The organism is Halohasta litchfieldiae (genome assembly GCF_002788215.1).
Lineage (GTDB): Archaea > Halobacteriota > Halobacteria > Halobacteriales > Haloferacaceae > Halohasta > Halohasta litchfieldiae.
On the sequence record NZ_CP024845.1, the window covers coordinates 2,812,638 to 2,835,331 of the forward strand.

At 61.1% G+C, this 22,694-nt stretch carries 24 protein-coding genes; 14 read left to right on the top strand and 10 right to left on the bottom strand.

Going from position 1 to position 22,694, the window contains the following annotated elements; translation table 11 throughout:
- The first annotated feature begins 3 nt into the window (after positions 1-3).
- On the top strand, positions 4-1,320 hold the full coding sequence (locus HALTADL_RS14205; RefSeq protein WP_089670979.1) for a sensor histidine kinase: 1,317 nt from the start codon (positions 4-6) through the stop codon (positions 1,318-1,320).
- Positions 1,321-1,333: 13 nt separating this feature from the next.
- Here the strand turns inward: HALTADL_RS14205 and HALTADL_RS14210 are convergent, their stop codons facing one another.
- Together HALTADL_RS14210 and HALTADL_RS14215 are read right to left on the bottom strand one after the other, a co-directional pair.
- Positions 1,334-1,939, bottom strand: coding sequence for a J domain-containing protein (locus HALTADL_RS14210; RefSeq protein ID WP_089670978.1), 606 nt, complete (start codon positions 1,937-1,939; stop codon positions 1,334-1,336).
- 45 nt (positions 1,940-1,984) lie between these two features.
- Positions 1,985-2,242: an MTH865 family protein gene (locus HALTADL_RS14215; protein ID WP_089671001.1), complete on the bottom strand. Its 258-nt coding sequence runs from the start codon at positions 2,240-2,242 to the stop codon at positions 1,985-1,987.
- Positions 2,243-2,387: 145 nt separating this feature from the next.
- Between HALTADL_RS14215 and HALTADL_RS14220 the strand changes: the two genes are divergently transcribed.
- On the top strand, positions 2,388-3,011 hold the full coding sequence (locus tag HALTADL_RS14220; protein WP_089670977.1) for a halocyanin domain-containing protein: 624 nt from the start codon (positions 2,388-2,390) through the stop codon (positions 3,009-3,011).
- Between the two features lie 4 nt (positions 3,012-3,015).
- On the opposite strand, the gene HALTADL_RS14225 is transcribed toward HALTADL_RS14220, so the two are convergent.
- Positions 3,016-3,504: a cupin domain-containing protein gene (locus HALTADL_RS14225; protein WP_089671000.1), complete on the bottom strand. Its 489-nt coding sequence runs from the start codon at positions 3,502-3,504 to the stop codon at positions 3,016-3,018.
- 107 nt (positions 3,505-3,611) lie between these two features.
- Between HALTADL_RS14225 and psmB the strand changes: the two genes are divergently transcribed.
- From psmB to HALTADL_RS14250, 5 genes are all read left to right on the top strand, one after another.
- Positions 3,612-4,343 carry an archaeal proteasome endopeptidase complex subunit beta gene (gene psmB / locus HALTADL_RS14230; RefSeq protein WP_089670976.1) on the top strand — a complete coding sequence of 244 codons (732 nt, stop codon included), beginning with the start codon at positions 3,612-3,614 and terminating at the stop codon, positions 4,341-4,343.
- 142 nt (positions 4,344-4,485) lie between these two features.
- Complete coding sequence (locus tag HALTADL_RS14235) at positions 4,486-5,604, top strand: branched-chain amino acid ABC transporter permease (RefSeq protein WP_089670975.1); 1,119 nt, start codon at positions 4,486-4,488, stop codon at positions 5,602-5,604.
- Positions 5,601-6,950 (top strand): branched-chain amino acid ABC transporter permease, encoded by a 1,350-nt coding sequence (locus HALTADL_RS14240; protein ID WP_089670974.1) that lies wholly within the window; start codon positions 5,601-5,603, stop codon positions 6,948-6,950. Before HALTADL_RS14235 ends, HALTADL_RS14240 begins: the two co-directional genes overlap by 4 nt.
- Positions 6,943-7,803: an ABC transporter ATP-binding protein gene (locus HALTADL_RS14245; protein WP_089670973.1), complete on the top strand. Its 861-nt coding sequence runs from the start codon at positions 6,943-6,945 to the stop codon at positions 7,801-7,803. Before HALTADL_RS14240 ends, HALTADL_RS14245 begins: the two co-directional genes overlap by 8 nt.
- A 125-nt stretch (positions 7,804-7,928) precedes the next feature.
- Complete coding sequence (locus tag HALTADL_RS14250; protein WP_245708349.1) at positions 7,929-8,627, top strand: ABC transporter ATP-binding protein; 699 nt, start codon at positions 7,929-7,931, stop codon at positions 8,625-8,627.
- A 29-nt stretch (positions 8,628-8,656) separates the two neighbouring features.
- On the opposite strand, the gene HALTADL_RS14255 is transcribed toward HALTADL_RS14250, so the two are convergent.
- A complete protein-coding gene (locus HALTADL_RS14255) occupies positions 8,657-9,943 on the bottom strand; it encodes an ABC transporter substrate-binding protein (RefSeq protein WP_089670971.1) in 1,287 nt (428 codons plus the stop codon).
- Between the two features lie 193 nt (positions 9,944-10,136).
- Here HALTADL_RS14255 and HALTADL_RS17480 point away from each other — a divergent pair, with 193 nt between their 5' ends.
- Positions 10,137-10,295, top strand: a complete 159-nt coding sequence (locus HALTADL_RS17480; RefSeq protein ID WP_162551740.1) for a hypothetical protein — start codon at positions 10,137-10,139, stop codon at positions 10,293-10,295.
- Between the two features lie 3 nt (positions 10,296-10,298).
- Here HALTADL_RS17480 and HALTADL_RS14260 read toward each other — a convergent pair whose 3' ends face one another.
- Entirely contained in the window at positions 10,299-11,828 is a 1,530-nt protein-coding gene (locus tag HALTADL_RS14260) for a hypothetical protein (protein WP_089670969.1), read from the bottom strand.
- A gap of 100 nt (positions 11,829-11,928) precedes the next feature.
- Between HALTADL_RS14260 and HALTADL_RS14265 the strand changes: the two genes are divergently transcribed.
- Positions 11,929-12,846, top strand: a complete 918-nt coding sequence (locus tag HALTADL_RS14265; RefSeq protein ID WP_089670968.1) for a halocarboxylic acid dehydrogenase DehI family protein — start codon at positions 11,929-11,931, stop codon at positions 12,844-12,846.
- 4 nt (positions 12,847-12,850) lie between these two features.
- Here the strand turns inward: HALTADL_RS14265 and HALTADL_RS14270 are convergent, their stop codons facing one another.
- Entirely contained in the window at positions 12,851-13,090 is a 240-nt protein-coding gene (locus tag HALTADL_RS14270) for an amphi-Trp domain-containing protein (protein ID WP_089670967.1), read from the bottom strand.
- Between the two features lie 125 nt (positions 13,091-13,215).
- Here HALTADL_RS14270 and ligA point away from each other — a divergent pair, with 125 nt between their 5' ends.
- Complete coding sequence (ligA, locus tag HALTADL_RS14275) at positions 13,216-14,898, top strand: ATP-dependent DNA ligase LigA (protein WP_089670966.1); 1,683 nt, start codon at positions 13,216-13,218, stop codon at positions 14,896-14,898.
- Between the two features lie 7 nt (positions 14,899-14,905).
- Here ligA and HALTADL_RS14280 read toward each other — a convergent pair whose 3' ends face one another.
- Complete coding sequence (locus HALTADL_RS14280) at positions 14,906-16,801, bottom strand: PAS domain-containing protein (RefSeq protein ID WP_089670965.1); 1,896 nt, start codon at positions 16,799-16,801, stop codon at positions 14,906-14,908.
- A 134-nt stretch (positions 16,802-16,935) separates the two neighbouring features.
- On the opposite strand from HALTADL_RS14280, the gene HALTADL_RS14285 reads away from it, so the two are divergent.
- Both HALTADL_RS14285 and HALTADL_RS14290 read left to right on the top strand, forming a co-directional pair.
- On the top strand, positions 16,936-17,664 hold the full coding sequence (locus HALTADL_RS14285) for an MBL fold metallo-hydrolase (RefSeq protein WP_089670964.1): 729 nt from the start codon (positions 16,936-16,938) through the stop codon (positions 17,662-17,664).
- A 59-nt stretch (positions 17,665-17,723) separates the two neighbouring features.
- Complete coding sequence (locus HALTADL_RS14290) at positions 17,724-19,367, top strand: acyl-CoA synthetase (RefSeq protein WP_089670963.1); 1,644 nt, start codon at positions 17,724-17,726, stop codon at positions 19,365-19,367.
- Between the two features lie 8 nt (positions 19,368-19,375).
- Here the strand turns inward: HALTADL_RS14290 and HALTADL_RS14295 are convergent, their stop codons facing one another.
- Complete coding sequence (locus HALTADL_RS14295) at positions 19,376-20,140, bottom strand: aldo/keto reductase (protein ID WP_089670962.1); 765 nt, start codon at positions 20,138-20,140, stop codon at positions 19,376-19,378.
- A 126-nt stretch (positions 20,141-20,266) separates the two neighbouring features.
- On the opposite strand from HALTADL_RS14295, the gene HALTADL_RS14300 reads away from it, so the two are divergent.
- Entirely contained in the window at positions 20,267-21,058 is a 792-nt protein-coding gene (locus HALTADL_RS14300) for an alpha/beta fold hydrolase (RefSeq protein ID WP_089670961.1), read from the top strand.
- A gap of 5 nt (positions 21,059-21,063) precedes the next feature.
- Here HALTADL_RS14300 and HALTADL_RS14305 read toward each other — a convergent pair whose 3' ends face one another.
- Both HALTADL_RS14305 and HALTADL_RS14310 read right to left on the bottom strand, forming a co-directional pair.
- Positions 21,064-21,459: a hypothetical protein gene (locus tag HALTADL_RS14305; protein WP_089670960.1), complete on the bottom strand. Its 396-nt coding sequence runs from the start codon at positions 21,457-21,459 to the stop codon at positions 21,064-21,066.
- A gap of 79 nt (positions 21,460-21,538) precedes the next feature.
- A complete protein-coding gene (locus HALTADL_RS14310; RefSeq protein WP_089670959.1) occupies positions 21,539-21,967 on the bottom strand; it encodes a dCTP deaminase/dUTPase family protein in 429 nt (142 codons plus the stop codon).
- Positions 21,968-22,074: 107 nt separating this feature from the next.
- Here HALTADL_RS14310 and HALTADL_RS14315 point away from each other — a divergent pair, with 107 nt between their 5' ends.
- A complete protein-coding gene (locus HALTADL_RS14315; RefSeq protein ID WP_089670958.1) occupies positions 22,075-22,692 on the top strand; it encodes an adenylate kinase in 618 nt (205 codons plus the stop codon).
- Positions 22,693-22,694: the final 2 nt, after the last annotated feature.

A 22,694-nucleotide genomic window follows, 5' to 3' on the forward strand; every position in this document is an offset into this window, starting at 1 on the left:
AACGTGCAATCGACGACCGACCCGGAGGCAGTCGCCGAGACCGTCTCGGGAGGGGCAATCGACTGTGTGATCAGCGATTACCAGATGCCGGAGATGAGCGGTTTGGATGTGTTCGCTGCGGTTCGCAACGTCGACCCCGAGATTCCGTTCATCCTGTTTACTGATACGGGAAGCGAGACGATTGCCAGCGAAGCGATTTCGGCAGGGATCTCCGACTACGTCATTAAAAACACGATCAAAGAGCAGTACACGCTGTTGGCGACCAAAATAACGACATACGTCGACCGGCGTCGTGCCGAAGCCGTTGCGGCTCGCACTCAACAACAGCTCCACGAACTCGCCGAAAACACGAACGACGTACTGTTTATTTTCTCGGCTGACTGGAACGAACTCGAATATATTAATTCTCGCTGTACAGAACTGTTCGGTCAGTCGGTTGCGGCACTCCATAAGAACTCGGCGGCGTTTTTAGAACCCGTCCATCCGGACGACGTCGACGACCTCAAAAATACGATGCAGAAGGCCTCAGAAGGCAACTCACAACAGGTCGAGTATCGCATTCAGGTAGACTCGGAAAAATGGGTCGAGTCCCACGCTCAGCCGATTGTCGATGAGACGGGGAGTGTCGTCCGTGTGGCTGGATTCACACACGATATCACCGAACGCAAACAGCGCGAACTCGAACTACGAGCGAAAAACGAACGGCTCGAACGGTTTGCCTCCATCGTCTCACACGATCTGCGGAACCCGTTGAGCGTCGCCGACGGCTATCTTGAACTGGCACGCAAGGAGGCCGACAGCGATCATCTCGAAACCGTCGCCCGCGCACTCGACCGCATGGAGACACTTATCAGTGAACTGCTGGTCCTCGCCCGCGAAGGCCAGGAAGTCACCGAAACGAAACCGGTGTCGCTCGACAAACTCGTCCTGTCGAGTTGGAATAATATCGACCAGCAGAATGCCACACTGCACACTGAGACGAACGTTGAGATACTGGCCGACGAGATCCGGTTGGGGCAGGTCTTCGAGAACTTCCTTCGGAATGCTATCGAACACGGTGGCGACGCGGTGAACATCAACGTTGGTCTCCTCGACGACGAGACTGGGTTCTACGTCGAGAACGACGGGGACCCTATCCCGGAGAATAAAAAGGGCCAGATCTTCGAGACGGGATTCACGACGAACACGCAGGGAACCGGGTTCGGGTTGGCGATCATCAAACGGATCGTGAACGCACACGGCTGGAGCATCAGTGTCACCGATAGCCACCATGGCGGTACACGGTTCGAAATCACGGGTCCCGAATTCCTCGACCAATAACACCTCTCGCGAGCTAATCGCTGTATTCCTTCGCGGTCGTATACGCCTCGCGCAGCTTTTTAAATTCGGCTTCGGTGCCGCCGCGGTCGGGATGGACCTCCTTGACCTGTGAGCGGTAAGCGTTCCGGACCTCGTCTTGGGAGGCTCCGGCTTCGAGTCCGAGTTTCTGGAAGGCGTTGGTTATCGAGGCGTCGACAGTCGGCCGACGCCGACTGCGTTCGGGTTCCTCGACGTCGAAGGGGAGTCGCCGTCCGAGTTGGCCCGCGGGCATCTCGTCTTCACAGAGCACGACAAACGTCGAGGCGTCTTCGAGGCCGAAAAACACCCGTGGATCGAACGTGACCGCGACGTCTCGCTGTGGGAGATAGAACGCCACTGTGTAGCCTGCGAGGTCGACGTTTTCGACGACCCGTTCGCCGATGGCGTTGAGATAGGATCGAATCTCGGCGTGTCGACGAAGACTCCCGTCGACGTGGTGGTCGTGAGTCGATGGCTCAGTCGTCGGGAACAGCCGCTCACCGAAATAAAACACTGCAGCGACCACAACCGACGCAACCACACCCAGACCGACCCCTAACAGCGCCCACGTGGGGAGATCGCTCAGCAGGTCAGTAAGCACAGTTGCCGTTAGAGACGGCAGCTAAAGAAATGCTCGGGATCGGGTTCAGATCACGTCCTCGGCCTTCAGTCCCGCGATCACGTCGTCGACGAGGCTCTCGATGTCCTCGTAGGGGAACTCCTGGTGGCCGCCGAGTTTCGAGGCGAGTTCCATCGCGCTCAGTGTTCGGTCACCGGCCGAAAACGTCGTGCCGGGACCGTTTGGCAGGGCTGGAACCAGATCCATCTGGCTCGTCACGGGGAACTCGGCGTCGCCGAAGGCCTCGGTAAACTGTTCGCGGAGTTCGGCTTCGATATCAGTCATACACGTACTGGCTCGATAGCGACCAAAAACGTTCCGGAACGGCAACACACTGGCTCGACTCTGTCGACCGGTGACTGTCGAGTCAGCGACGAGCCACCGAGGGCGAACCAAAGTATTCACTACGGCGGACTCCCAACTCCGGTTCATGAGCGACAACGTAGTCTCTCGGCGCGGGTTTCTCCGAACGACCGCCGGAGCGACCGCCGCGGCGGGAGCCGCAACCGCCACTGCAGGCACAGCCGCTGCACAAAGCGAGATGGCCGATTTCGGTGAGGTCGCGGACGTCGACGGTGGCACCGAAGACCTCCGCGGCGAAAGCGAAGTCACCGTCGAGGTCGGAGCCAGCGGCAACGGCGGCAATCTCGCCTTCAGTCCCGCAGGGATCTGGGTCGACCCCGGCACGACTGTCACCTGGGAGTGGACCGGCGAGGGCGGCGACCACAACGTCGCGGCGACCGATGGCCCGGCCGAACTCGACAGCCCACTGCAGGCCGATGGCACCTACGAGTTCGAATTTACCGAAGACTTGGCGGGCATCACCAACTACCAGTGTGAGCCACACGCAGGGCTCGGCATGCTGGGTGCAGTCGCCGTCGGCGACGACGTGCCAACTGTCGAAACCGGTGGTGGCGGTGGGGCGAGCGGCGGTCCACCTCAGATTCCAGACAGCGCGAAAACCCTCGGCATAGCCACCTTTGTGGCGATGATCTCGACGCTCTCGTTTGCCTTCTTCTTCGTCAAATTCGGCGGCAACTACGACGACCAGTAGCTCCTTACGCGTCGTCTTCGCCCTTCCAGTAGTCGACCGCCGACTCCTGTTCGTAATACCCCTCGAAGCTCCGCTCCTCGCGGCCACCCGGCGGCGAGCCGACATAGACACCGAACTTCTCGGAATCCGGGTAGATCGTGACATCCGGCTCGTTCATCGTCGACACCGCGAGATACCGGAGCGTCTCGTCAGAGTCGTTGATAATCCGGTGGGCTCCCGACGCGTTGGCCGGAAAGCTGACGTAATCGCCCGCAGTGAGGTCGACCCTTTCGTCGTCGGCCCGGAGCGTTCCTGACCCAGCCAGCACGTAGATCGCCTCCTCGTTGGCCGTGTGGTAGTGGTAGGGCCACGACTTCTTGCCCGCAGGCAACTCATAGAGGCTACAGCCCAGTTTGTCGCTGTCAGTGGCCTCACCCAACTGCTTTCGTCGGACCTCCATCTTGCCGTCTCCCTGCGTCGTCCATTCCATTTCGGCGGCGTTGGTCCGCTGCATACGGTACTCGATTGACTGCAGTGGCTTGACAGTTTCCCTGATCTGACGGTTGCGGCGACAGTTGCCGAAGGGCTGCATTTATCTGCACTCCGCCGTAACGGTTGGTAATGCGAACTCCGACAGGCGGTTCTCCTGGCGAGTTGGGTCAGCTCGAAGGTAACGACAGCGTCTTTGGACCGGAAATCGGCGACTTCTCCGGCCAAGGCGGCGGAGATCGGTCAGATGAGGCCGAAGATGCAAGCATGAAAACCGGGACGACGACGGTCGGTCTCAAAACCGAAGACGGCGTCGTGCTGGCAACCGACATGCGCGCGAGCATGGGCTACATGGTTTCGAGCAAGGACGTCCAGAAGGTCGAAGAGATTCACCCGACGGGCGCGCTCACCATCGCCGGCTCGGTGTCGGCCGCCCAGAACCTGATCAAATCGCTCAAAGCCGAGGTCCGACTGTACGAGGCCCGACGCGGCGAGAACATGAGCATGCAGGCACTCTCGACGCTCACCGGTAACTTCCTCCGCTCGGGTGCCTTTTTGATCGTCAGTCCGATCCTCGGCGGCGTCGACGAAAACGGCCCCCACATCTACTCCATCGATGCGCTCGGTGGCACGACCGAAGAGGATTACACCGTCACTGGCTCCGGTAGCCAGTTCGCCCTCGGTGTGCTCGAACAGCAGTACGAGGAGGGGCTATCGCTTGACGAGGCAGAATCCATCGCTGGCAACGCGATCAAAACGGCTATCGAACGCGACCTCGCGTCGGGCAACGGAATCAACGTCGCTGTTGTCACCGAAGACGGCGTCGACGTCACCCGGTACGACGACGTCGACGACATGATCTAAGCCGGTCGGTCGCAGCTTTCTCTGTTCGCTACCTCGTGAGCGACTGCTGTCACTATCTTCCCGTTGGAGCCGGTGATCCGTGTGAGCCAAGGACAAACCTTTATCTACAGCACGGCATCCACTCATTCAAAGAGTTGTGTATATGGAAACCACAGACCTATCACCGAAAACGATACTCCGAGAGCGTCCCGGGCTCAGTATTGTCGCTCTCGTTGGACTGCTTTTGTGTGTCGACCTGCTTCTCAAGCTCGCTGGGCTGGGATTCGGGCCGCTCGGCGGGAGCCTCTCGCCCTCGCGGCTCGGGTCGAACCTCTGGAACGGGCTGGTGATCGGGCTGGTGATCGGGTTGGCCGGGATCGGTCTCTCGATGACCTACAGTATTCTGAACTTCGCGAACTTCTCCCATGGAGATCTCGTGAGTACCGGTGCGTTCACTGGCTGGGGCGTTGCCTTCGTGATTGCCGCGGTTGGCCGGGCACCCCTCCGCGCGCTGGCGACCGTTCGGGGCGCGGGCGAGACAACACCCGGTGAGATCGGAGCGCACATTCTGTCGACACCTCTCGCAATTATTCTCGGGCTGATTGCTGCGTTCTGTCTCACCGCCGCCATCGCACTGGCGCTCGACCGCGCGTTCTACAAACCGATGCGCGACAGGGGCAGTATCTCGCTGTTGATCGCCTCGGTCGGTGTCGCGCTGGTCGTCCGGTATCTCCTCCAGTTCGTCTACGGAGCCAGTCGCCGCGGCATCACCGCCAGCGTCGACGGGGATACACTCGTCGGGCCGCTCGGTATCTCAGCGACGGTCCACCAGATAACGATTGCAGTCGCTGCCGTTGGGCTCATGCTGGCGATGCACTACATGCTCCAGCGGACCAAACTCGGCACGGCGATGCGGGCGATGGCCGACAACAAGGATCTCGCGTTGATCACCGGGATTCCGGCCGAACGCGTCGTAACCGCGACCTGGATCCTGGGCGGCGGTCTCGCCGGTGCGTCGGGCTATCTCTACGTCCTGTTGCGCGGAACGATCCAGTTCGACTTCGGCTGGACACTGTTGCTCCTGATTTTCGCAGCAGTCATCCTCGGCGGGATCGGCTCTATCTACGGCGCTATCGCGGGCGGAATCATCATCGGGATCGTGTTTACGACCTCGACGGTCTGGATCTCGTCGGATTTCAACTCCGCCGCGGCGTTCGCGGTGATGATTCTCGTCCTCCTGCTTCGTCCTGAGGGACTGTTTGGAGGTGTGTCGACGGCATGAGCGACGACACAGTGGCGCCGGACGACATGCCCGGCTCGTCGCCCGATAGCACGCCGGACAGCGCGCTGGACGCAGTCGTTGAGGCGGCCACCCGGAGCGACCTCGGAATGGTCCTGCTCACGCTGGGGCTCATCTACATCGGCGCGACGCTATTGACGTTTTCGGACGGATTAAACAGCGTCGTCGGCCTGCTGCGAACGCTGACGTTCCTTGGGTTGGTGTACGCTTTGTCAGCGCTTGCACTCAATCTCCACTGGGGATACACCGGGCTGTTCAATATCGGCGTGGCGGGGTTCATGGCCGTCGGCGTCTACACGATGGGGATCTTCGTTCGCTCACCCGACCCTGCGTTCGGGCCGCCCGGACTCGGACTCCCACTGCCAATCGGCATCATCGCCGGGATGGCGATGGCCTCGCTGTTCGGCCTCGTTGCTGCGTTGCCCGCGCTCCGGCTCAAGGCAGACTACTTCGCGATTGTCACCCTCGGTATTTCGGAGATCATCCGGCTCACACTCCAGTCGAGTGCGTTCGATACCGCGTTGCGTGAGACGCTGGCTGTCGGTACCGGCGGCGGCCGCGGGATGGGGATGCCCGACAACCCCGTCCGAGCGCTGTTTCTCGTCGACGGACAGGCCGGGACGCCGACCCCGCTCGGCGAGTTCGTGTTCGGACTCCTCGGCGAGAGCGGCCTCGGGATCGCGAACAACATCCTGATTGGCTGGGGGTATATCGTCGTGCTTGGGATCTTCCTTGTCGGGTTTTACGTGCTGCTCGAACGGCTGGGGCGGTCACCGTTCGGCCGTATCCTCAAAGCGATCCGCGAGGACGAACTCGTCGCTGACTCGCTGGGGAAGAACGTCGACCTCATCAAGATCAAGGTGTTCATGATCGGCTGTGCGCTGATGGGGCTGGCGGGCATCCTCTGGTTCGGCAGTCAGGGCAACGTCTCGCCAACGCCGCAGTTCGAGCCGATCTTGACGTTCTACATCTTCGTTGCCGTAATCGTCGGTGGGTCGGGGTCGAACACAGGGAGCGTCCTCGGCGGCATCGTCTTCGCGGCGGTGCTGTTCGAGGGGCCGCGCCGTGTCGGGGCCGTGCTGCGGGATACGATAGACGCGCCGACACCGCCGACGTTCGCCGATGCCGTCCTGTCGTTCGATCCGACCAGCATGCTCGCGTTCGCCACCGACAACATCGCCCCGCTCCAGTTCGTCCTGCTCGGACTGGTCCTGATCTTCATTATGCACCGTCGACCACAGGGACTGCTCGGGGATCGGATCGAAACCGCCGCCGCCATCGACCTCTCTGGTCGGGCTGGCGACCACGGAGGTGAGCGCGATGAGTGAGTCGGAGACGGAAGTCGACGCTGAATCGGGAGAGGCCGAAAGCATGGATTCGCCGGTCGAGCGGGCCGCCCAGCAGACGCCGACCAGCCTCCCGCTGCGCGTTGAAGGCCTCGCCAAGCAGTTCGGCGGCATCACCGCCGTCGACGGGGTCTCCTTCGAGGTCGAGGCCGGGTCGCTGACCGGCCTGATCGGCCCGAACGGGGCCGGGAAGTCGACGACGTTCAACTGTATCACCGGTGTTCACGAGCCGACGGCGGGCAACGTCTATCTCAACGGCGAGGAGATCACGGGACTGGCACCGTACGAAATCGCCCAGCGAGGCCTCGTCCGAACGTTCCAGATCGCACGGGAGCTTTCGGAGATGACGGTGCTCGAAAACCTCATGCTGGCTCCGAAACACCAGCTCGGCGAGTCGGCGATCCGGTCGGTGCTGCCGGGGCTCCGAGATGATGTTGTCGACCAAGAAGAGGAACTCCGCGAGCGGGCGTGGGAGACGCTCGAATTCTTCGAGATCGACCATCTCGCAACCGAGTACGCGGGAACGCTCTCGGGTGGCCAACGAAAACTCCTTGAGATGGCTCGCGTGTTGATGACTGACCCCGAAGTAGTGTTGCTCGACGAACCGCTCGCCGGGGTCAACCCCACACTCGAAGAGAAACTACTCGACAGGATTCACGACCTGCGGGCGGAGGGATACACCTTCCTCTTTGTCGAACACGATATGGACGTCATTATGAACAACTGCGAACGGATCATCGTCATGCATCAGGGGCGCGTCCTCGCCGAGGGGACTGCCGAGGACATTCGAAACAACGAACAGGTCATTGAGGCCTACCTGGGTGAGGATATATGAGCAACGACACCACCGAACACGGAGCGTCGACCGAATCGACCGAGGCGACTGAATCGGCCGAAGCCAGCGAATCGACAGCCACGAGCGCGAACGCAAGCAGAGATCACACCCTTGACGGCGAGTCGATGCTCAGCATCCGCGGGCTCGATGCTGGCTACGGCGATCTCCAGATCCTGACCGACGTCGACCTCGATGTGGCCGACGGCGAGTACGTGACGATTGTCGGCCCAAACGGCGCGGGGAAGTCGACCGTGATGAAGACGATCTTCGGACTCACGACCCATATGGACGGCTCCATCGAGTTCGACGGCAACCCCATCCAGACCGAGCCACCCGAAGAGATCATCCACAAGGGAATCGGCTTCGTCCCCCAGACCGACAACGTGTTTCCGGGACTCAGCGTGCGTGAGAACCTCGAAATGGGGGCCTACATCCTCGATGACGTCCCGGAGGATCGGATCGAAGCAGTGTACGACCGGTTTCCGATTCTCCGCGAACGGTCCGAGCAAAAGGCGGGGAACCTCTCGGGCGGCCAGCGACAGATGGTCGCCATGGGTCGAACCCTCATGTTGGATCCGGACCTGCTGCTCCTCGACGAGCCGTCTGCCGGGCTTGCCCCCGACCTCGTCGCCGATATGTTCGACCGGATCGACCAGATCAACGACTCCGGCACCGCGATTCTGATGGTCGAACAGAACGCCAAGGAGGCACTCCGCCGCTGTGATCGTGGCTACGTGCTGGTCGACGGTGAGAACCGATACACCGACCGCGGCGAGACGCTGTTGAGCGACCAACAGGTGCGAAAAGATTTCCTCGGCGGCTAGCCACTCTCACTTCGCTTTTTTGCTGTTCCTTACTGATCGAGTGCGTCAGCCCACTGGCTGGAGTAGGAGGCCTGTTCGGGCTCGAAGGAGACCTGCTGACTAACCGAGCCGCCATCGTCTTCGAAGTTGGTGACGTACTCCTCTTCGAGCGCCTGTCCGTAGGCATCGTTGAGGTAGAGCGTACTGGAGGATTCGGCCTCGACGTACTCGCCGCGTGCGAGCCCTGCGAGTGCCGACCCCTGCAGCACATCGGAGGGACACGTTCGGAAGATGTAGCCGTTGTCTTCCAGATCGGTCACGTTCGGATCGGTCGACGACGGCGAAATGCCGACGACACCGTTCGGAATCAGCACCTGATCGGCCACCTGCAGATTGACGTTCGAGGCGGCGGGGCCGACGACTGCGCCGAAGCCAGCGTTGACCAGCGCGTTCGCCCCTGAGATGCCTGCCTGGGGATCGGTCTGGGTGTCCTCGACGCGGGTGTTGACACTGACACTGAGGTCGGCGTCGTTGACCTGCGTGGCGGCCAACAGCGCACCGTCGCGGATCGGAACCCCGAGCGGCCCGAGGTCGCCCGTTTCGGGCATCAGCACGCCGATCATTGCCTCGAAGGAGTCGACGCCGACTGGATCCTCGGCGACTGCGTTGTTGTCCTCCTCGGTGAGTTCGGAGCCGAATTCGAGGGTATCGAGCGTGCTCAACTCGCCGTCCTGGAAGTCGGTGACGTCGTAGGCTGCGGTGACGATATCACCGTTGACATCGAAGTCGGCACTCGACGATGCGCCGACGTAGTGGACTGGATCCCCGCCAGCGACCGTTTCGACGGCGTCGACGAGCGTTTCGGGGCCGAACTGCTCGCCACCAGGGTTGGCGACTGTGCGAATCCGGTCGCGGATCGCGCTCCCCGTGTTTTCGCCCGCGGCGACGGTCGCGAGGATGTTGATCGCCATCGCGTCGTAGGCCTGAGCGGTAAACACGCCCGGCTCTTCGCCATATGCGGCCTGATACTCGCTGGTGAAGAAGTCCGCACCGGGACCGCCCGCCGAGGGCTGGGTCCCGATGACGTTGTTCATATCGTTGTCGACCTCTCCGGGCAGATTACTGTCCATCAACCCATCAGGGACGACGATATCGAGGTCGGGTGTATCGGAGGCGAACTCCGAGTAGAAGTCCCGGAACAGCTGAACTCCCGACTGTGGGAAGCCGACGACCATGACTGCATCCGGAACCGAGCCGCCACCGCCGCCGCTTCCATCCGAGTCTTCCGAGGTACAGCCAGCCAGTCCTGCGATACTGGCAGCGCCGACACCCTTCAATACATCACGCCGCTAAATATTTCGATTCATATGATAAGCATTACCATAGGTATTTATAAATATATATCGATTCACTACACTGGGTTACGCAAATAAATGAGACGTGTGAAACGTGATATCGGAGTTGTCCCACGGACAGTACTCGACCTCGCAGATGCCGGTTAGTAGCCATCTGACTTCGATCCGTGGGTCGATGCAGTACGAACTATTCGAACAAAGTAGCGTCTATGGCGATAGCTGGGAGGCCCTGTTCGAAGCGCCCGATCAGGGGCGTCGCTACCGAACGACTCAACATCAGGACGAGGAACTCGCCGAGCGGTTCGTCAAGACTGACGCCCTCAACTGGCTGTAGTGGCTACCAGTCAGTAAATGTGCCTTCGATCAGCGTCGACGACTGGTTTTGGATATACAACCGCTGGGTCGACCGGATCGCCTCACTCAGTGAGTCGCCGCTGTCGAGTCGACTTCGGACCTCGCTTTGTTTCCAACTGGCGGGCGTCGTGCTGTTTTCGATCCGCCACTGGAGGGGTTGGAGATAGCTGTCGACCTCGCCTCTGTCGAGGCCGACTGCCCGAAGCCCTTCGGCGGCGTGTTCGAGGAGATCAGTCAGCGCGATGTCGATATCCGCTGTCTCGGAGCCATCAGCGGTAATCCACGTGATATCGGCGTCGAGTCCGTCCCGCATCGCCGCATAGAAGTTGTCCTTGGCGTCGGTCCAGTCGAGATCCGCAACCGGGTGTTCGGTGCGCGTCAGGCCTTCCATCGCGCCAGCGAACGCGACCATCAGCGCCATCGAATCCCGGACGGTCGGCTGGGCGGGCAGCGGCCGGAACTCGATGCGGGCATTGGCCTGCGAGCGTGTCGGCCCGCCGAAGACCGGGCGGACCCACCGCCAGTAGGTGCCGTGTTTGCGGCGGAGGGTCGCGAAGTTATCGTGGAAGTCGCTGTCGCGGTCGACCGGCATTGGGACCATCGTCTCGTCGTCGACAACGCGCTGGACGGCCTCCTCGATACTATCGAGATCCTTGGGGAACGCCACCTTGTCCGTCTCAGTGGCGCTGTTGAGCACGGATTCAAAAACGGCGATTCGGTTCTCCTGCCACCCCTCGTCGAGGACCCTCTCGGGATCGATCCCTTCTTCGTAGAGATCCGCCGGGAAGAACGGTGCGTTGACACCGAGGGCGAGCAGTGGGCCAGCGAGTCGGACCGCATACCGGAAGTACCGGGGGAGGTCCATCGCCTGCTGGACCTGATAGTGGGGCTGAATCGAGGTAATGAGGCTCTCGGGCATCACCGTTGCGGCAGTCAGGTCGACGCCCGGCGCGTCGACGCGGAACTCGCCGCTGCCGCTGTTGGCCATCGCGTGGTAGCGCACCGCATCGCTCATATTGGTCGCGATCCGGACCCCGCCGTCTTCGATGCTATCAGTAAGGTAGCCGCGGGCGGTTTCGCCGGTCGGTGGAATCGTCCACATCGCGTCGCTAACAAGTCGGAGGCCCTCCGATTGGCTACAGTCGAGGGCCGCAGCCAGTCGACTTCGGACTTCGGACTCGATGGCGTTGAGTCCGTGGCTGTTGAACGGCTGTGGGCTGGCGGTCATCTCGGCGTTGTGGAGGCCGAGTTCCTTCTCGAAGCCAATGAGTTCGAGGAGTCGACGGGGGACGCGAGCGAGGGCGAACTCGTTTTCTTTGTCGGTGTGCCAGCGATCCTCGGAGACTGCATAAAACTCGTATTCGAGGCCGAGAATCGACTGGTGGTTGTCGAACGTGCCAGAATCGAGTTCCGAGAGCACGAAGTCGGCATCGGCTGCCGCCTCGGTCTGGTAGGCCTCGCTGTCGACTGCAAGCACGTCTCGGACGGCGGTAGCCAACTCGGACTCAGTCATCGGTTGGCCCTACTCTGCGTTCAAGCCCCTTGAACTGTTCCTATTTGGAAGCTACACGGGCCATCCGCAGAATAATGGCTCTGCCACCCTACTCATCGCAATGGATACGACCGAACAGCTGTATGAGCAGGAGGTCTCTGGATGGCGTGCTGGCGTGTACGACGACATCAAACAGACGTTCCGAGCTCCGATTGTCAACTGGTATTTTCGGACGCTGATGGCCAACGAACCCGCGTTTACGCGCTACCTGTGGAGTCAGATCAAGCCACTGTTCCAGACTCGTGGGTTCGGTCAGTTCACAGTTGCATACCGAGATGCGATTCTCACCGAGATCGATGTCGACCACAGTCTACCACGCTACCGACCCACAGAGGTCGACCTCGGGCCAGCTGAGTGGCGGGAGATCACGGGCCAACTGTCGACGTTCGATATCGTCGCCCCGCGCCTCGCACTTGTCTTTCCCGTCTGTGACCGCCTCCTGAACGGCGAGTCACTCAGTCCGGGTGCAGTCGCTGAGCCGGTCGCAACGCAGTCGACGACCCCATTCGACAGACAGTCGACCGCCCCGCTTCCGTCGTGGCTGGATCGTGATCGCGGGACGCCTGTGACGATGGTCGACGAAGCCGACTGCTCGGCCGACCTCATGCAAACTATCGAGGAAATACGCGACTTCCACGGCTTCGACGACGAGTTTCCGAGCATCTATCGCTGTCTCGCCCAGTGGCCCTCCTACCTCGATACGGCATGGACAGATCTCGAACCGATTATCGGGAGCGACGCCTTCGACCGCGGCTGCGAAGTGACCGACGCCCTCCTCGAAGACCATCTCGCTGGGCTGCCGTACACGCCACAGCTATCACCGACCGCGCTCGCCGAACAGGGGTTCGAGGAGTCGACGATCACTGACCTCCAGGAGTTCGCCACGACGTTCAACAGTAACTCGCTACAAACAGTGATACAGACCGTTGTGATCTACGCTGCGACGGTCGACGCGACCGGCGAGCGGTCCCTCCAGTAGGATTCTACTGAGTTTTCCAGTCGACAGTGAGCGTGATCGTCTCCCGACTGCTCCGGAGGATCGAACTGGTTTCGTGGACGCTCACCTCGTAGCTGACAGTCTCCGGCGGCTGGAGTCGGATCGATTTGTTGCCGACCCTGACGTGAACGTCCTCGCCGGACTCGAACTCGTCGGCGAGCGCCCGAAGGCTTTCTGCGACACTGGACCTGTCGAGTTCACTCTGGTTAACCGTCTTTTCGACCATACTATGACATTAGATAACAAACATCATAAATCCAGTTTGCGATTCTGGTGAATAAACGCCTGTGACGGGACGGCTCCCGGAATTGGATCGCCGAATTTACCACCGCTGACTGGCTACCGCGGCCAATGAAGTTCACAACGTTTGCCGACCGGCTCGACGAGATCGAGGCCGAGTCGGGAGACCTAGAGACCATCCAGCAGGTTGCGGCCCTCTTGGCGGCTGCCGACGCGGAGCTTCCCGTCGTCGCTCGCTTCGTCCAAGGGCGAGTGTTTCCCGCGTGGTCGACGTCGACACTCGATATCGGCCCGTCGCTCTGTTATACCGCCATCGCACGGGCGGCTGGACCGAACGTGTCGACAGATGATATCGAATCCCAACTGGCCGACCGGGGGGAGATCGGCGCGGTTGCCGAAAGCTACGAGTTTGGCGACCAACAGGGGCTTGCGGCGTTCGGAAGCGGCGGGACCACCGGACTGACCATCACCGAGGTCGACGATGAACTCCGCGCGCTCGCTGCCACCGACGGGGCAGGTAGCCAAGATCAGAAGATCGACCGGCTGTTCGGGCTATTTCGCCAGTGTTCACCGCTGGAAGCTCGGTATCTCGCCCGACTCGTACTGGGAGAGATGCGGATCGGCGTCGGTGAAGGGGCTGTTCGGGACGCTATCAGCGAGGCGTTCGATCAGCCGCCGGAGGCAGTGAGTCGCGCCCTGCAGGTGACAAATGATTACGGCGAGGTGGCGGCTGTCGCCCGCGATGAGGGCCAAGCGGGACTCGATAGTCTCGATCTCGAACTCGGTCGACCGGTCCAATCGATGCTCGCCCAAGCCGGAACCGCCGCCGACGCACTCGATAGCTGGGGCGAGGCCGCCGCCGAAATCAAGTTTGATGGCGCGCGCGTCCAGATCCACGTCGAGGAAGGCGAGGAGCCGGACGGAATCGGCATGGTTTCGATCTATTCGCGGAATATGGACGACGTGACCGCGGCCCTGCCCGACATCGTCGACTTCGTCGAGCGAACCGTAACCGATCCCTGTATCATCGATGGCGAGGTGGTCGCGGTCGACGACACCGGCGACCCACTCCCGTTCCAGCACGTCCTCCGGCGGTTCCGCCGGAAACACGATATCGAACAGATGCGCGACGAAGTCGAACTTCGACTCGACGCTTTCGACTGTCTCCGCGTCGGTAGCCAGAGCCTACTTACAAAGACGCTTGGTGAGCGTCATCGCCATCTTGTAAATGTGCTCGGAGATAGTGATGCGGTTGCGGACCTCTTGCTGTCGGACAACCCCGACGAACTCGCGGCCTTCGAAGCCGACGCGCTCGAAGCGGGCCACGAAGGGATTATGCTTAAAAACCCTCAGTCGACCTACTCACCCGGCGACCGGGGCCAAAACTGGCTCAAGCGCAAACCCGACGTGGAGACGGTCGACCTCGTTGTCACGGGCGCGGAGTGGGGCGAAGGCAGACGAGCCAGTTTCCTCGGGACGTTTCTGCTCTCGGTTCGGGAACCTGAGACCGACAGCTACCGAACGATTGGCAAGGTCGCAACCGGGATTACTGACGAGAAACTGGCCGAACTGACTGACCTCTTGGAGCCGGAGATCCAGTCGGAGTCGGGACAGACCGTCGACATCCACCCCTCGGTCGTCTTCGAGGTGGGCTACGAGGAGATCCAGCCCTCGCCGACCTATTCGTCTGGCTATGCACTCCGGTTCCCGCGGTTCATCACAGTTCGAACCGACAAATCGCCAGCTGATGCCGAAACGGTCGAGCGTATCGAGCGACTCGCCGAAAGCCAGTAGGCGGTTCCTACTTCTTGGAAGGGTGTTGATCCGTCTGTTCGGTCTCCGAATCCGTCTCAGTAGCCACCAGTTTGACACGTGTCAGTTCGATTCGAAGCCCGCCCGTTTCGGAGTCCGCGAGTTCGATCTCCCAGCCGTGAGCCTCGGCGATCTGCTCAACGATAGAGAGTCCGAGTCCGGTCCCACCGCGCGTCGACGAGTAGCCACGCTCGAAGATCCGGTCGCGGTCGGCAGGGTCAATACCGGGGCCGTCATCGGCAACAAAGAAGCCATCCGCGAGTGCTCCGACGGTGATGGTCACTGTCGACCCGCCGTGTTCGACTGCATTGCGGAACAAGTTTTCTAGGAGTTGTGTGAGTCGGTTCCGGTCGGCAGTCACCAGCTGTTCGGTCTCGACCTGTAGCGTTGCCTCCTCGGTCGAGAGATACTGCCAACACTCGACGGCGAGCCGACCCACGTCGACGGTCTCGGTGTGATCGATCTCTTCGCCGGTCTTGGCCAGCGATAGCAGGTCGTCGATCAGCTGTTCCATTCGAACAATCGCTCGGCGGCTCCGCTCGAAATGGGCTTTCTCACCGGTTTCTTCGGCTAATTCGAGCGAACCGGAGATCACATTGAGTGGATTACGGAGATCGTGACTGACGATATCAGCGAACTCCACGAGCCGCTCGTTGTGCCGTTCTAACTCGCGTTCGGACTCTCGAATATCAGTCATGTCGACGATTGCACACACCACCCGCTCGACAGCGCCGTCCGGTGTCGTCAGTGGCGAGGCACTGATCGACAGCCACCGTGTCGTTCCATCGGAGAGCCTGATGCTGTGTTCGTAGTCGACGACTGGCTCGCCAGTCTGTAGCACGCGGGCAAACGGAAGCAGGTTGCTGGCAATCGGCTCGTCGTTTTCGTCGCGGATCTGCCAGTCAGGATCGTCGTACCGCCGGTCGCCAATATTCGACCGCGAGAGATCAAGCACTAGTTCGCCGTGTTTGTTCGCCCGAATAATTTGGCCGTCGGTATCGAGGAGTGCGATCCCGACCGGACTCGTTTCGAACAGCCGGTCGAGAAGTTGGCGTTCGGCCTCCAGTTCCTGTTCGCGGTGTTTTCGTGGCGTAATGTCGACGTAGTGTTCGATCCGACCGCCCTCGTAGGGACCGGTCGTGATTGGATAGCTCCGGTGTTCGAGCCAGCGGTCCTCACAGGCCGCAGTCGACCGGACGTGACACTCGAACTGTTCGACATAGCTGTTGTCGTCGTAGGTCGCCAGCACTTGCCGGGCGAACTCCTCGGGCTCGTCGAACCGGTGTTTGATCTCGTCGGTAATCAACTCACGTTTGTTCTGGCCGATGATCGCGGCTCGATCAACGCCGAAGTAGCTCTCGATGCTGTCGTTGAGCCAGACCACCGAGAAATCGGCATCCAAAACAAAGGTCCCGACCGACGAGATGTTCAGCACATCCTCAACGAGTGACCGGTAGTTAGCATCAGTTGCTGTGGAGTCTTGGCGTGCGGGGTCGAATCGTGACGCGCTAGCCCCAGCGACCGCGTTCCGAATGCGAGTGGCGACGAGAGCGGGATCTGTCTCGCTGTCCACGATATCATTCACACCCACGGCGAGTGCCTCATCGACAGTGGTCTCGGAGTCCGCACCGACAACGAGGACAAACGGCAGGCTCGGATCGGAGTCACGGAGCTCCGCCAGCAGATCAAGCCCGGTCGACGCGCCCAACCCTGCGTCACAGACAACACAGTCGACCGGAGCTGTCACAACGACTTCCATCGCCTCGCTCGCGGTGGCCACAGTGCGGACCGAAAGCCCCTCAGCTCCCCGTTCCAACTGTGGCGCGGTGGGGGCAGAAGACGTGGCTCCAGAAGCGACACGGAGTACAGAAATATCTCTACCCATGCTGTTTTATAGGTGATTTGAGAATATAACTATATTGATCAGAAACCTTGTTTATAATATGCTTACGTGCGTGAATAGTATGGCAAGACTGCAGAATAGCCAGCTACAAATCGGTTGCAGCCGCCAGATCACATATGACGGTTCGACACGACAACCTCACAGTCGACTGGCTCGGCTACGCGACCGCGCGGCTCGAATCGACCGCCGGAACAGTCGTCTACACCGATCCGGGGCGGTACGGCGTTCTCGATGGTCAGTATCCGAAAGACGGCCACCTTGTTGTCGTCACCCATAATCACCATTACGACTCTGACGGAATCAAACGCGTCGCCCGGCAGGATGCGACAGTTGTCATCTCCGAAGCCGTCGACGCCGACGACATCGACCGCGACGTAACACCGGTCGACGAACTCCCGTACGAAACGATTCGCTGTGGCCACAACGATCATCTGACGGTCGACCTCGAAACCGACGCCGGCACTCGGACGGTCGACATGTGGACGCTCCCGGCGTACAACCGGCCCGACGGTCCCTGTGCGGACGCCGATGGGAACGTGCCGCATCCCGAGGGGTCGGGCTGTGGCTTCCGACTCTCGATTGACGGAACGACCGTTTTCTGGCCCGGCGACACCGACGCGCTCGCTGGCTTCGCTGAACTCGATGTCTCGCTGTTTCTGGCCAACATCGGTGGCAGCGTCGTGATGGACCGCCATGCCGCCGCCGACCTCGCCGAGCGAATGGATCCGGATCTGGTGGTGCCGATCCACTACGATACCTTCGATCTGCTTGCGGCCGATGACGAAGCGTTTGCGGTCGACGTTGCCAGTCGGTCGGTGCCGGTCGCACTCGACCGGCCCGACTGAGCCGGTTAGTCACTGCCTACTGCCGCAACACGCAAGGTCGACGGCCAGAGAGGGAGGATATGAGCTGGCAGATCATGCCCACCTACGACTCCCTCGACGAGGCCCACGAGGAGTTCGAGTGGGAGTTACCGGACGACTACAATCCGGCACGAGACTGTCTGCGGAAACACGACCCTGACCGAACGGCACTGAGATACGAGCGTGTCGACGGCTCGGTGTCGACCCACACGTACGGTGATCTCAACGACAAATCGGACCGACTTGCCGCCGCGCTCGGGGAACTGGGAATCGAACCGGGCGACCGTGTTGCGGTCGTTGTTCCACAGAAGCCCGCGAATCCAGTTACGCATTTCGCAAACTGGAAACTCGGCGCGGTTTCGGTGCCACTGACGGTGTTGTTTGGTCCCGAAAGTCTCGAATACAGACTCGAAGACAGCGGTGCGAGCGTAGTCGTGGTCGACCCCACTGTTCGCGAAACAATCGACGAGATCCGAGACGACTGTCCGGATCTCGATCACGTGATCGAACTCGGCGAGGATGTTGCGGACGATGCCCACGCCTTTGAGGACCTTGTTTCCGCCCATGAGTCCGGGTTCGAGAGTTACGAGTCGACGCCCGAGACGTCGACGGCGATCATGTACACAAGCGGGAGCACGGGGCCGCCGAAGGGCGTCCTCCACAGCCACGCGCTGTGGCTCGGGCGGGCAGCGGCCGCCTACAACTACTTCGATCAAGGCCTCGATGGGGCGACGCTCTGGACGCCCGCCGACTGGGCGTGGGGGGCCGCACTCGGCGGGACGCTGTTGGCTGGGCTCCATCACGGCGCGACTGTTGTCGCGTGGCCACGCGAAGGGTTCGACCCCGAGGCCGTGTTCGACTTTCTGGATCGCCACGACGTGAGCCACTCGTTTATGCCGCCAACCGCACTCCGGATGTTGATGAGTGTCGACGATCCGGCCGACCGGTATGACCTCAGTTTAGAGGCGCTGGCAGCCGCAGGCGAACCCCTGACCCCGGAAATTCTGGAGTGGGCCGCCGAGAGTTTCAATGACGTTCCGGTCAACGAGTTTTACGGCCAGACCGAACTCAATCTCGTTGTCGGCAACAGTTCGACGTGGTTCCCGGCCCAGCCCGAGAGCATGGGCCAGCCGTTTCCGGGCTACGAGGTCCGGGTGGTCGACCCCGCCGATCCCGACCCCACCGAACCGCTGCCACGAGGCGAGGCTGGCGAACTCGCGATCAGAGCCGACGACCGGCGGGTCTTTTTCGACGAGTACTGGAAGCTTCCCGCAAAGACCGCCGCGAAACAGACCGGAGACGGCTGGTTTCTGACCGGCGATATCGTCCGCCGGGACGACGACGGCTATCTCTGGTTCGTCTCGCGGGCCGACGACGTGATTCTCACGAGTGGCTACCGTGTCGGGCCGATGGAGGTCGAGGGAGTCCTCCTCGGCCATTCGGCTGTCGAACAGGCTGGTGTCGTCGGTATTCCGGACGAAACTCGCGGCGAGGCGATCAAGGCGTTCGTCCAGCCTGCGACGGCTGGCGGTGGCTCAGCTGATCTTCGGGCGGAACTCAAGGCGCTCGTTTGCGACCAGCTCGCGGCCTACGAGTACCCCCGCGAGATCGAGTTCGTCGACTCGCTGCCGACGACCACGACGGGCAAGATCCAACGGCGTGAGCTGCGTGAGCACTCAGAGTAGTCCGACGCTCACTCGGGATACAGTTCGAGCGTCCGGCCGATCTCGTCGATCTGTCGACACTCCACGTCAGTGAGCTGTAGCTGCTGGGCGTCGAGGTTGGCTTCGAGATGGCGTCGGCTGCTCGATTTCGGAATCGCCACCACGTTTCGTTTCGCAAGCAGCCACGCAATGGAGACGGCTTCGGGTGTCGTCTCGTGGTCCTCGGCGATGTCGACGACAGTGTCGATCTCCCGGACGTGCCCACCTGCCAGCGGCGAGTAGGCGACGAGGTGGTAGTCGTGTTTACGGGCGTCGGCGAGCAGTTCCGGTGACCAAAAGAGCGGATGGCATTCGACTTGGTGGGCGGCGATGGGTACGGCAAGCTGTTGTCGTGCCTCTCTGAGTTGGTCGACGGTGAAGTTACTGAGGCCGACCGCGCCAATCGTCCCGGCGTCGTAGAGATCATCGAACGCCGAGAGCGTCGTCTCGGGAGTGTAGGTGTTGATCGGACGGTGGACGTACAGTAGGTCGATCCTGTCGAGACCGAGCCGATCCAGACTCTCGGTCGTCGTGGCGCTGACAGCTGCCGGATCGAGGCTGTCCGCCCAGACTTTCGTCGCCACGATCACCTCGGCGCGGTCGACGTTACTCGCGGCGAGCCCGTCGCCGACGACTTCCTCGTTGTCGTATATCTGTGCGGTATCGAGGTGTCGGTACCCCACTTCCAGTGCGGTTTCAATTGTCGACGGCGTCTCGATGCCCATGGTCCCCAAGCCGACCGGTGGTAGCTCCATACGGTGCGTTGATCGGTGACCGACAAGAACGCTACCGGTTCGGAACCGATAACCTAGTCTGAAAGTCTCGAAACCGACCGTTTCACACCTCATACTAAGCAAGTTGGCGTGGTAGCGTTGAGGACAATGCAACAGAACGACCCGACAGCACAGTCCGACGGTATCGACATCCGCGGACCCGATGACGGCCCGTCGGTCGTCTTCGTTCACGGAGCCGTATTCACACAGACGATGTGGGCACCACAGCGTGATGCACTCTCATCGGATCGGAAGGTGATCACGCTAGATCTCCCCGGGCATGGAACGCGATCCGACGAGGACTTCGAGTTCGATGTCGCACTTGATCTGCTCGACTCAGTCGTCGACGAACACGCGACCGATGAACTGCTCGTCGTCGGCCTCTCGCTCGGCGGCTATCTTGCGACCGAGTACGCCAGTCAGCATCCGGATCGCGTCGACGGCGTCGTCCTCTCGGGCTGTAGCGTCAATCCGGTCGACGGGATGGGACTGCTGACACGTGCTACGGGTGGCATCACTCGGCTGGCAACACGCAGCGACCGAGTCAACCGGTTCGTCGACAAAGCCGCGACCAACTGGGTTCGCAAACAGGATCTCTCCGAGGAGTACAAAGACGAAATCGTCGACTCGGGTTTCTATCCCAAACAGTTCGGCAACGCGGGGCCTGATCTCGCTGGGCGGGATTTCCGTGCCGCGCTGGCGACCTACCGCGGACCCTCGCTCATTCTCAACGGGGAACGTGACGTCGTGATGCGCCGCGGTGAGGGAGCCCACGCGGCGGCCGCCCAGCACTGTGAGATCGAGATCATCGAGAACGCAGGCCACGTCGCCAATCTCCCCCGACCAGCAGCTTACACTGACAAAATCCGTGAGTTCATGCGTCAAACCGTGCTTGCATAGCCGGTTCAGATAGCCACGACCCACGCCTTGTAGGTCGACTCGTAGCCATAGACCGTCTGAAACGCCTCGTCGATAAACATCGCCAGTCGGTTGGCGTCCGACCGCGCGGTGATCTCGGCGTGGGTGCCCTCGGCCTCCTCCGGACTCTCTAAGCTCTCGGCACGGAACTCCGGATACGAATCGAGCAGTCCCTTCAGGCGGTCGAGTTCGTCGTCGGTGCAGTCCATCGACACCGTCGTATCGCTGAACTGAATCCACGGCGTGAGTTCCTCGGTCGACTCCGGGGGCAGTTCGTCCGGCTCGATGGTGAGAAACTCGCTGTCCCGTTTCCGATGGGCGGTAATCGCCTCGGCGAACAGCTGTCGACGCTCGGTGTCGGTTGCGGCATCGAATCTGGTCATACTGCTTGGTAGGCAGTGGCTACTGAAAGAATGACTGCTTCACCTCGCCACAACGGGAGTTTGTGGAGTTCGGCGAGTGTTAGTCGGCGAGTACCGTCGACAGTCGAGCGTTTTCCTTGATTTTGATTCCACCTGCACCGACCGTCAGCGGAACAGGGTCCAGTGACTCGCCGGTTCCCAGATGGAGTGTTGGATGGAACGCGCCGCGCGTGCGAACTGCATCCCGCGTCTGCAAGACGAGTGTCATGCCTTCGGGGACTGAAAGCGTCTCGTTGTACTCGATGAGGTACACTCCCGCCGAAAGCTCCCACCAGCCGTAGTCGTCATCGGGATCACGCTTTTCGGTTTCGACTGGCTCCGTTTCGGCTTTGTCGAGTTCGCCGCCGCCGAAGTCGACGCGACCCGATTCGGTGACCCGTAAAATCGAATCAACGGTGAGATCCAGCCCACGGGACTCGGTTTGGGTCGGTTCGTAGACGAGGTCGTCGACGAATGCGGTAAGGTCCATAGTCGCTCTTTCGACAGGAGCTACAAAAAGTTCGGCTCCCAGTGTGCCTGTCCGTCGGATCACAGGAGTTTCTTCAAGCATTTAACCCCGGCCACAGAGGGATAGATATGAGCAAGCGAATTCTGCTGCTAGGTGCACCCGGTGCAGGGAAAGGAACCCAGAGCAAGCGGCTGGCCGAGGAGTACGGTATCGAACACATCACCACGGGCGACGCACTCCGTGCGAACAAGGACATGGAGACCGAGCACGGGACTCCGCGTGAGTATATGGACGCTGGCGACCTCGTTCCTGACGCAGTCGTCAACGAAATCGTCGACGCCGCACTCGCGGATGCAGACGGCTTCGTGCTCGATGGCTACCCACGCAACCTTTCGCAGGCCGAGTATCTCAGCGAGCAGACTGATCTGACTGCGGCACTCTTCCTCGATGTCGGCGAGGACGAACTGATCCGCCGACTGACCGGTCGACGGATGGATCCCGAGACGGGCGACATCTATCACACCGAGTTCAACATGCCCGACGACGAGGAGATCGAGGCGCGACTCGTCCAGCGAGACGACGACACCGAGGAGGTTGTCAAAGACCGCCTCGAAACCTACTACGACAACACTGAACCCGTGATCGACCACTACCGCGAGCAGGGTGCTCTCGTCGAAGTCGACGGCGAGGCCCATCCCGACGAAGTCTTCGAGCGCATCACAGACGTCGTTGAATCGGAAGCCTAACG

Coding starts and splice junctions, on each gene's coding strand:
- HALTADL_RS14305 (WP_089670960.1), bottom strand. CDS start 21,459: ATGACCAGATTCGATGCCGCAACCGACACCGAGCGTCGACAGCTGTTC.
- HALTADL_RS14235 (WP_089670975.1), top strand. CDS start 4,486: ATGGAAACCACAGACCTATCACCGAAAACGATACTCCGAGAGCGTCCC.
- HALTADL_RS14310 (WP_089670959.1), bottom strand. CDS start 21,967: ATGGACCTTACCGCATTCGTCGACGACCTCGTCTACGAACCGACCCAA.
- HALTADL_RS14300 (WP_089670961.1), top strand. CDS start 20,267: ATGCAACAGAACGACCCGACAGCACAGTCCGACGGTATCGACATCCGC.
- HALTADL_RS14215 (WP_089671001.1), bottom strand. CDS start 2,242: ATGACTGATATCGAAGCCGAACTCCGCGAACAGTTTACCGAGGCCTTC.
- HALTADL_RS14265 (WP_089670968.1), top strand. CDS start 11,929: ATGGATACGACCGAACAGCTGTATGAGCAGGAGGTCTCTGGATGGCGT.
- HALTADL_RS14290 (WP_089670963.1), top strand. CDS start 17,724: ATGAGCTGGCAGATCATGCCCACCTACGACTCCCTCGACGAGGCCCAC.
- psmB (WP_089670976.1), top strand. CDS start 3,612: ATGCGAACTCCGACAGGCGGTTCTCCTGGCGAGTTGGGTCAGCTCGAA.
- HALTADL_RS14315 (WP_089670958.1), top strand. CDS start 22,075: ATGAGCAAGCGAATTCTGCTGCTAGGTGCACCCGGTGCAGGGAAAGGA.
- HALTADL_RS14285 (WP_089670964.1), top strand. CDS start 16,936: ATGACGGTTCGACACGACAACCTCACAGTCGACTGGCTCGGCTACGCG.
- HALTADL_RS14295 (WP_089670962.1), bottom strand. CDS start 20,140: ATGGAGCTACCACCGGTCGGCTTGGGGACCATGGGCATCGAGACGCCG.
- HALTADL_RS14245 (WP_089670973.1), top strand. CDS start 6,943: ATGAGTGAGTCGGAGACGGAAGTCGACGCTGAATCGGGAGAGGCCGAA.
- HALTADL_RS14270 (WP_089670967.1), bottom strand. CDS start 13,090: ATGGTCGAAAAGACGGTTAACCAGAGTGAACTCGACAGGTCCAGTGTC.
- HALTADL_RS17480 (WP_162551740.1), top strand. CDS start 10,137: ATGCAGTACGAACTATTCGAACAAAGTAGCGTCTATGGCGATAGCTGG.
- HALTADL_RS14260 (WP_089670969.1), bottom strand. CDS start 11,828: ATGACTGAGTCCGAGTTGGCTACCGCCGTCCGAGACGTGCTTGCAGTC.
- HALTADL_RS14240 (WP_089670974.1), top strand. CDS start 5,601: ATGAGCGACGACACAGTGGCGCCGGACGACATGCCCGGCTCGTCGCCC.
- HALTADL_RS14280 (WP_089670965.1), bottom strand. CDS start 16,801: ATGGGTAGAGATATTTCTGTACTCCGTGTCGCTTCTGGAGCCACGTCT.
- ligA (WP_089670966.1), top strand. CDS start 13,216: ATGAAGTTCACAACGTTTGCCGACCGGCTCGACGAGATCGAGGCCGAG.
- HALTADL_RS14225 (WP_089671000.1), bottom strand. CDS start 3,504: ATGCAGCGGACCAACGCCGCCGAAATGGAATGGACGACGCAGGGAGAC.
- HALTADL_RS14220 (WP_089670977.1), top strand. CDS start 2,388: ATGAGCGACAACGTAGTCTCTCGGCGCGGGTTTCTCCGAACGACCGCC.
- HALTADL_RS14250 (WP_245708349.1), top strand. CDS start 7,929: ATGCTCAGCATCCGCGGGCTCGATGCTGGCTACGGCGATCTCCAGATC.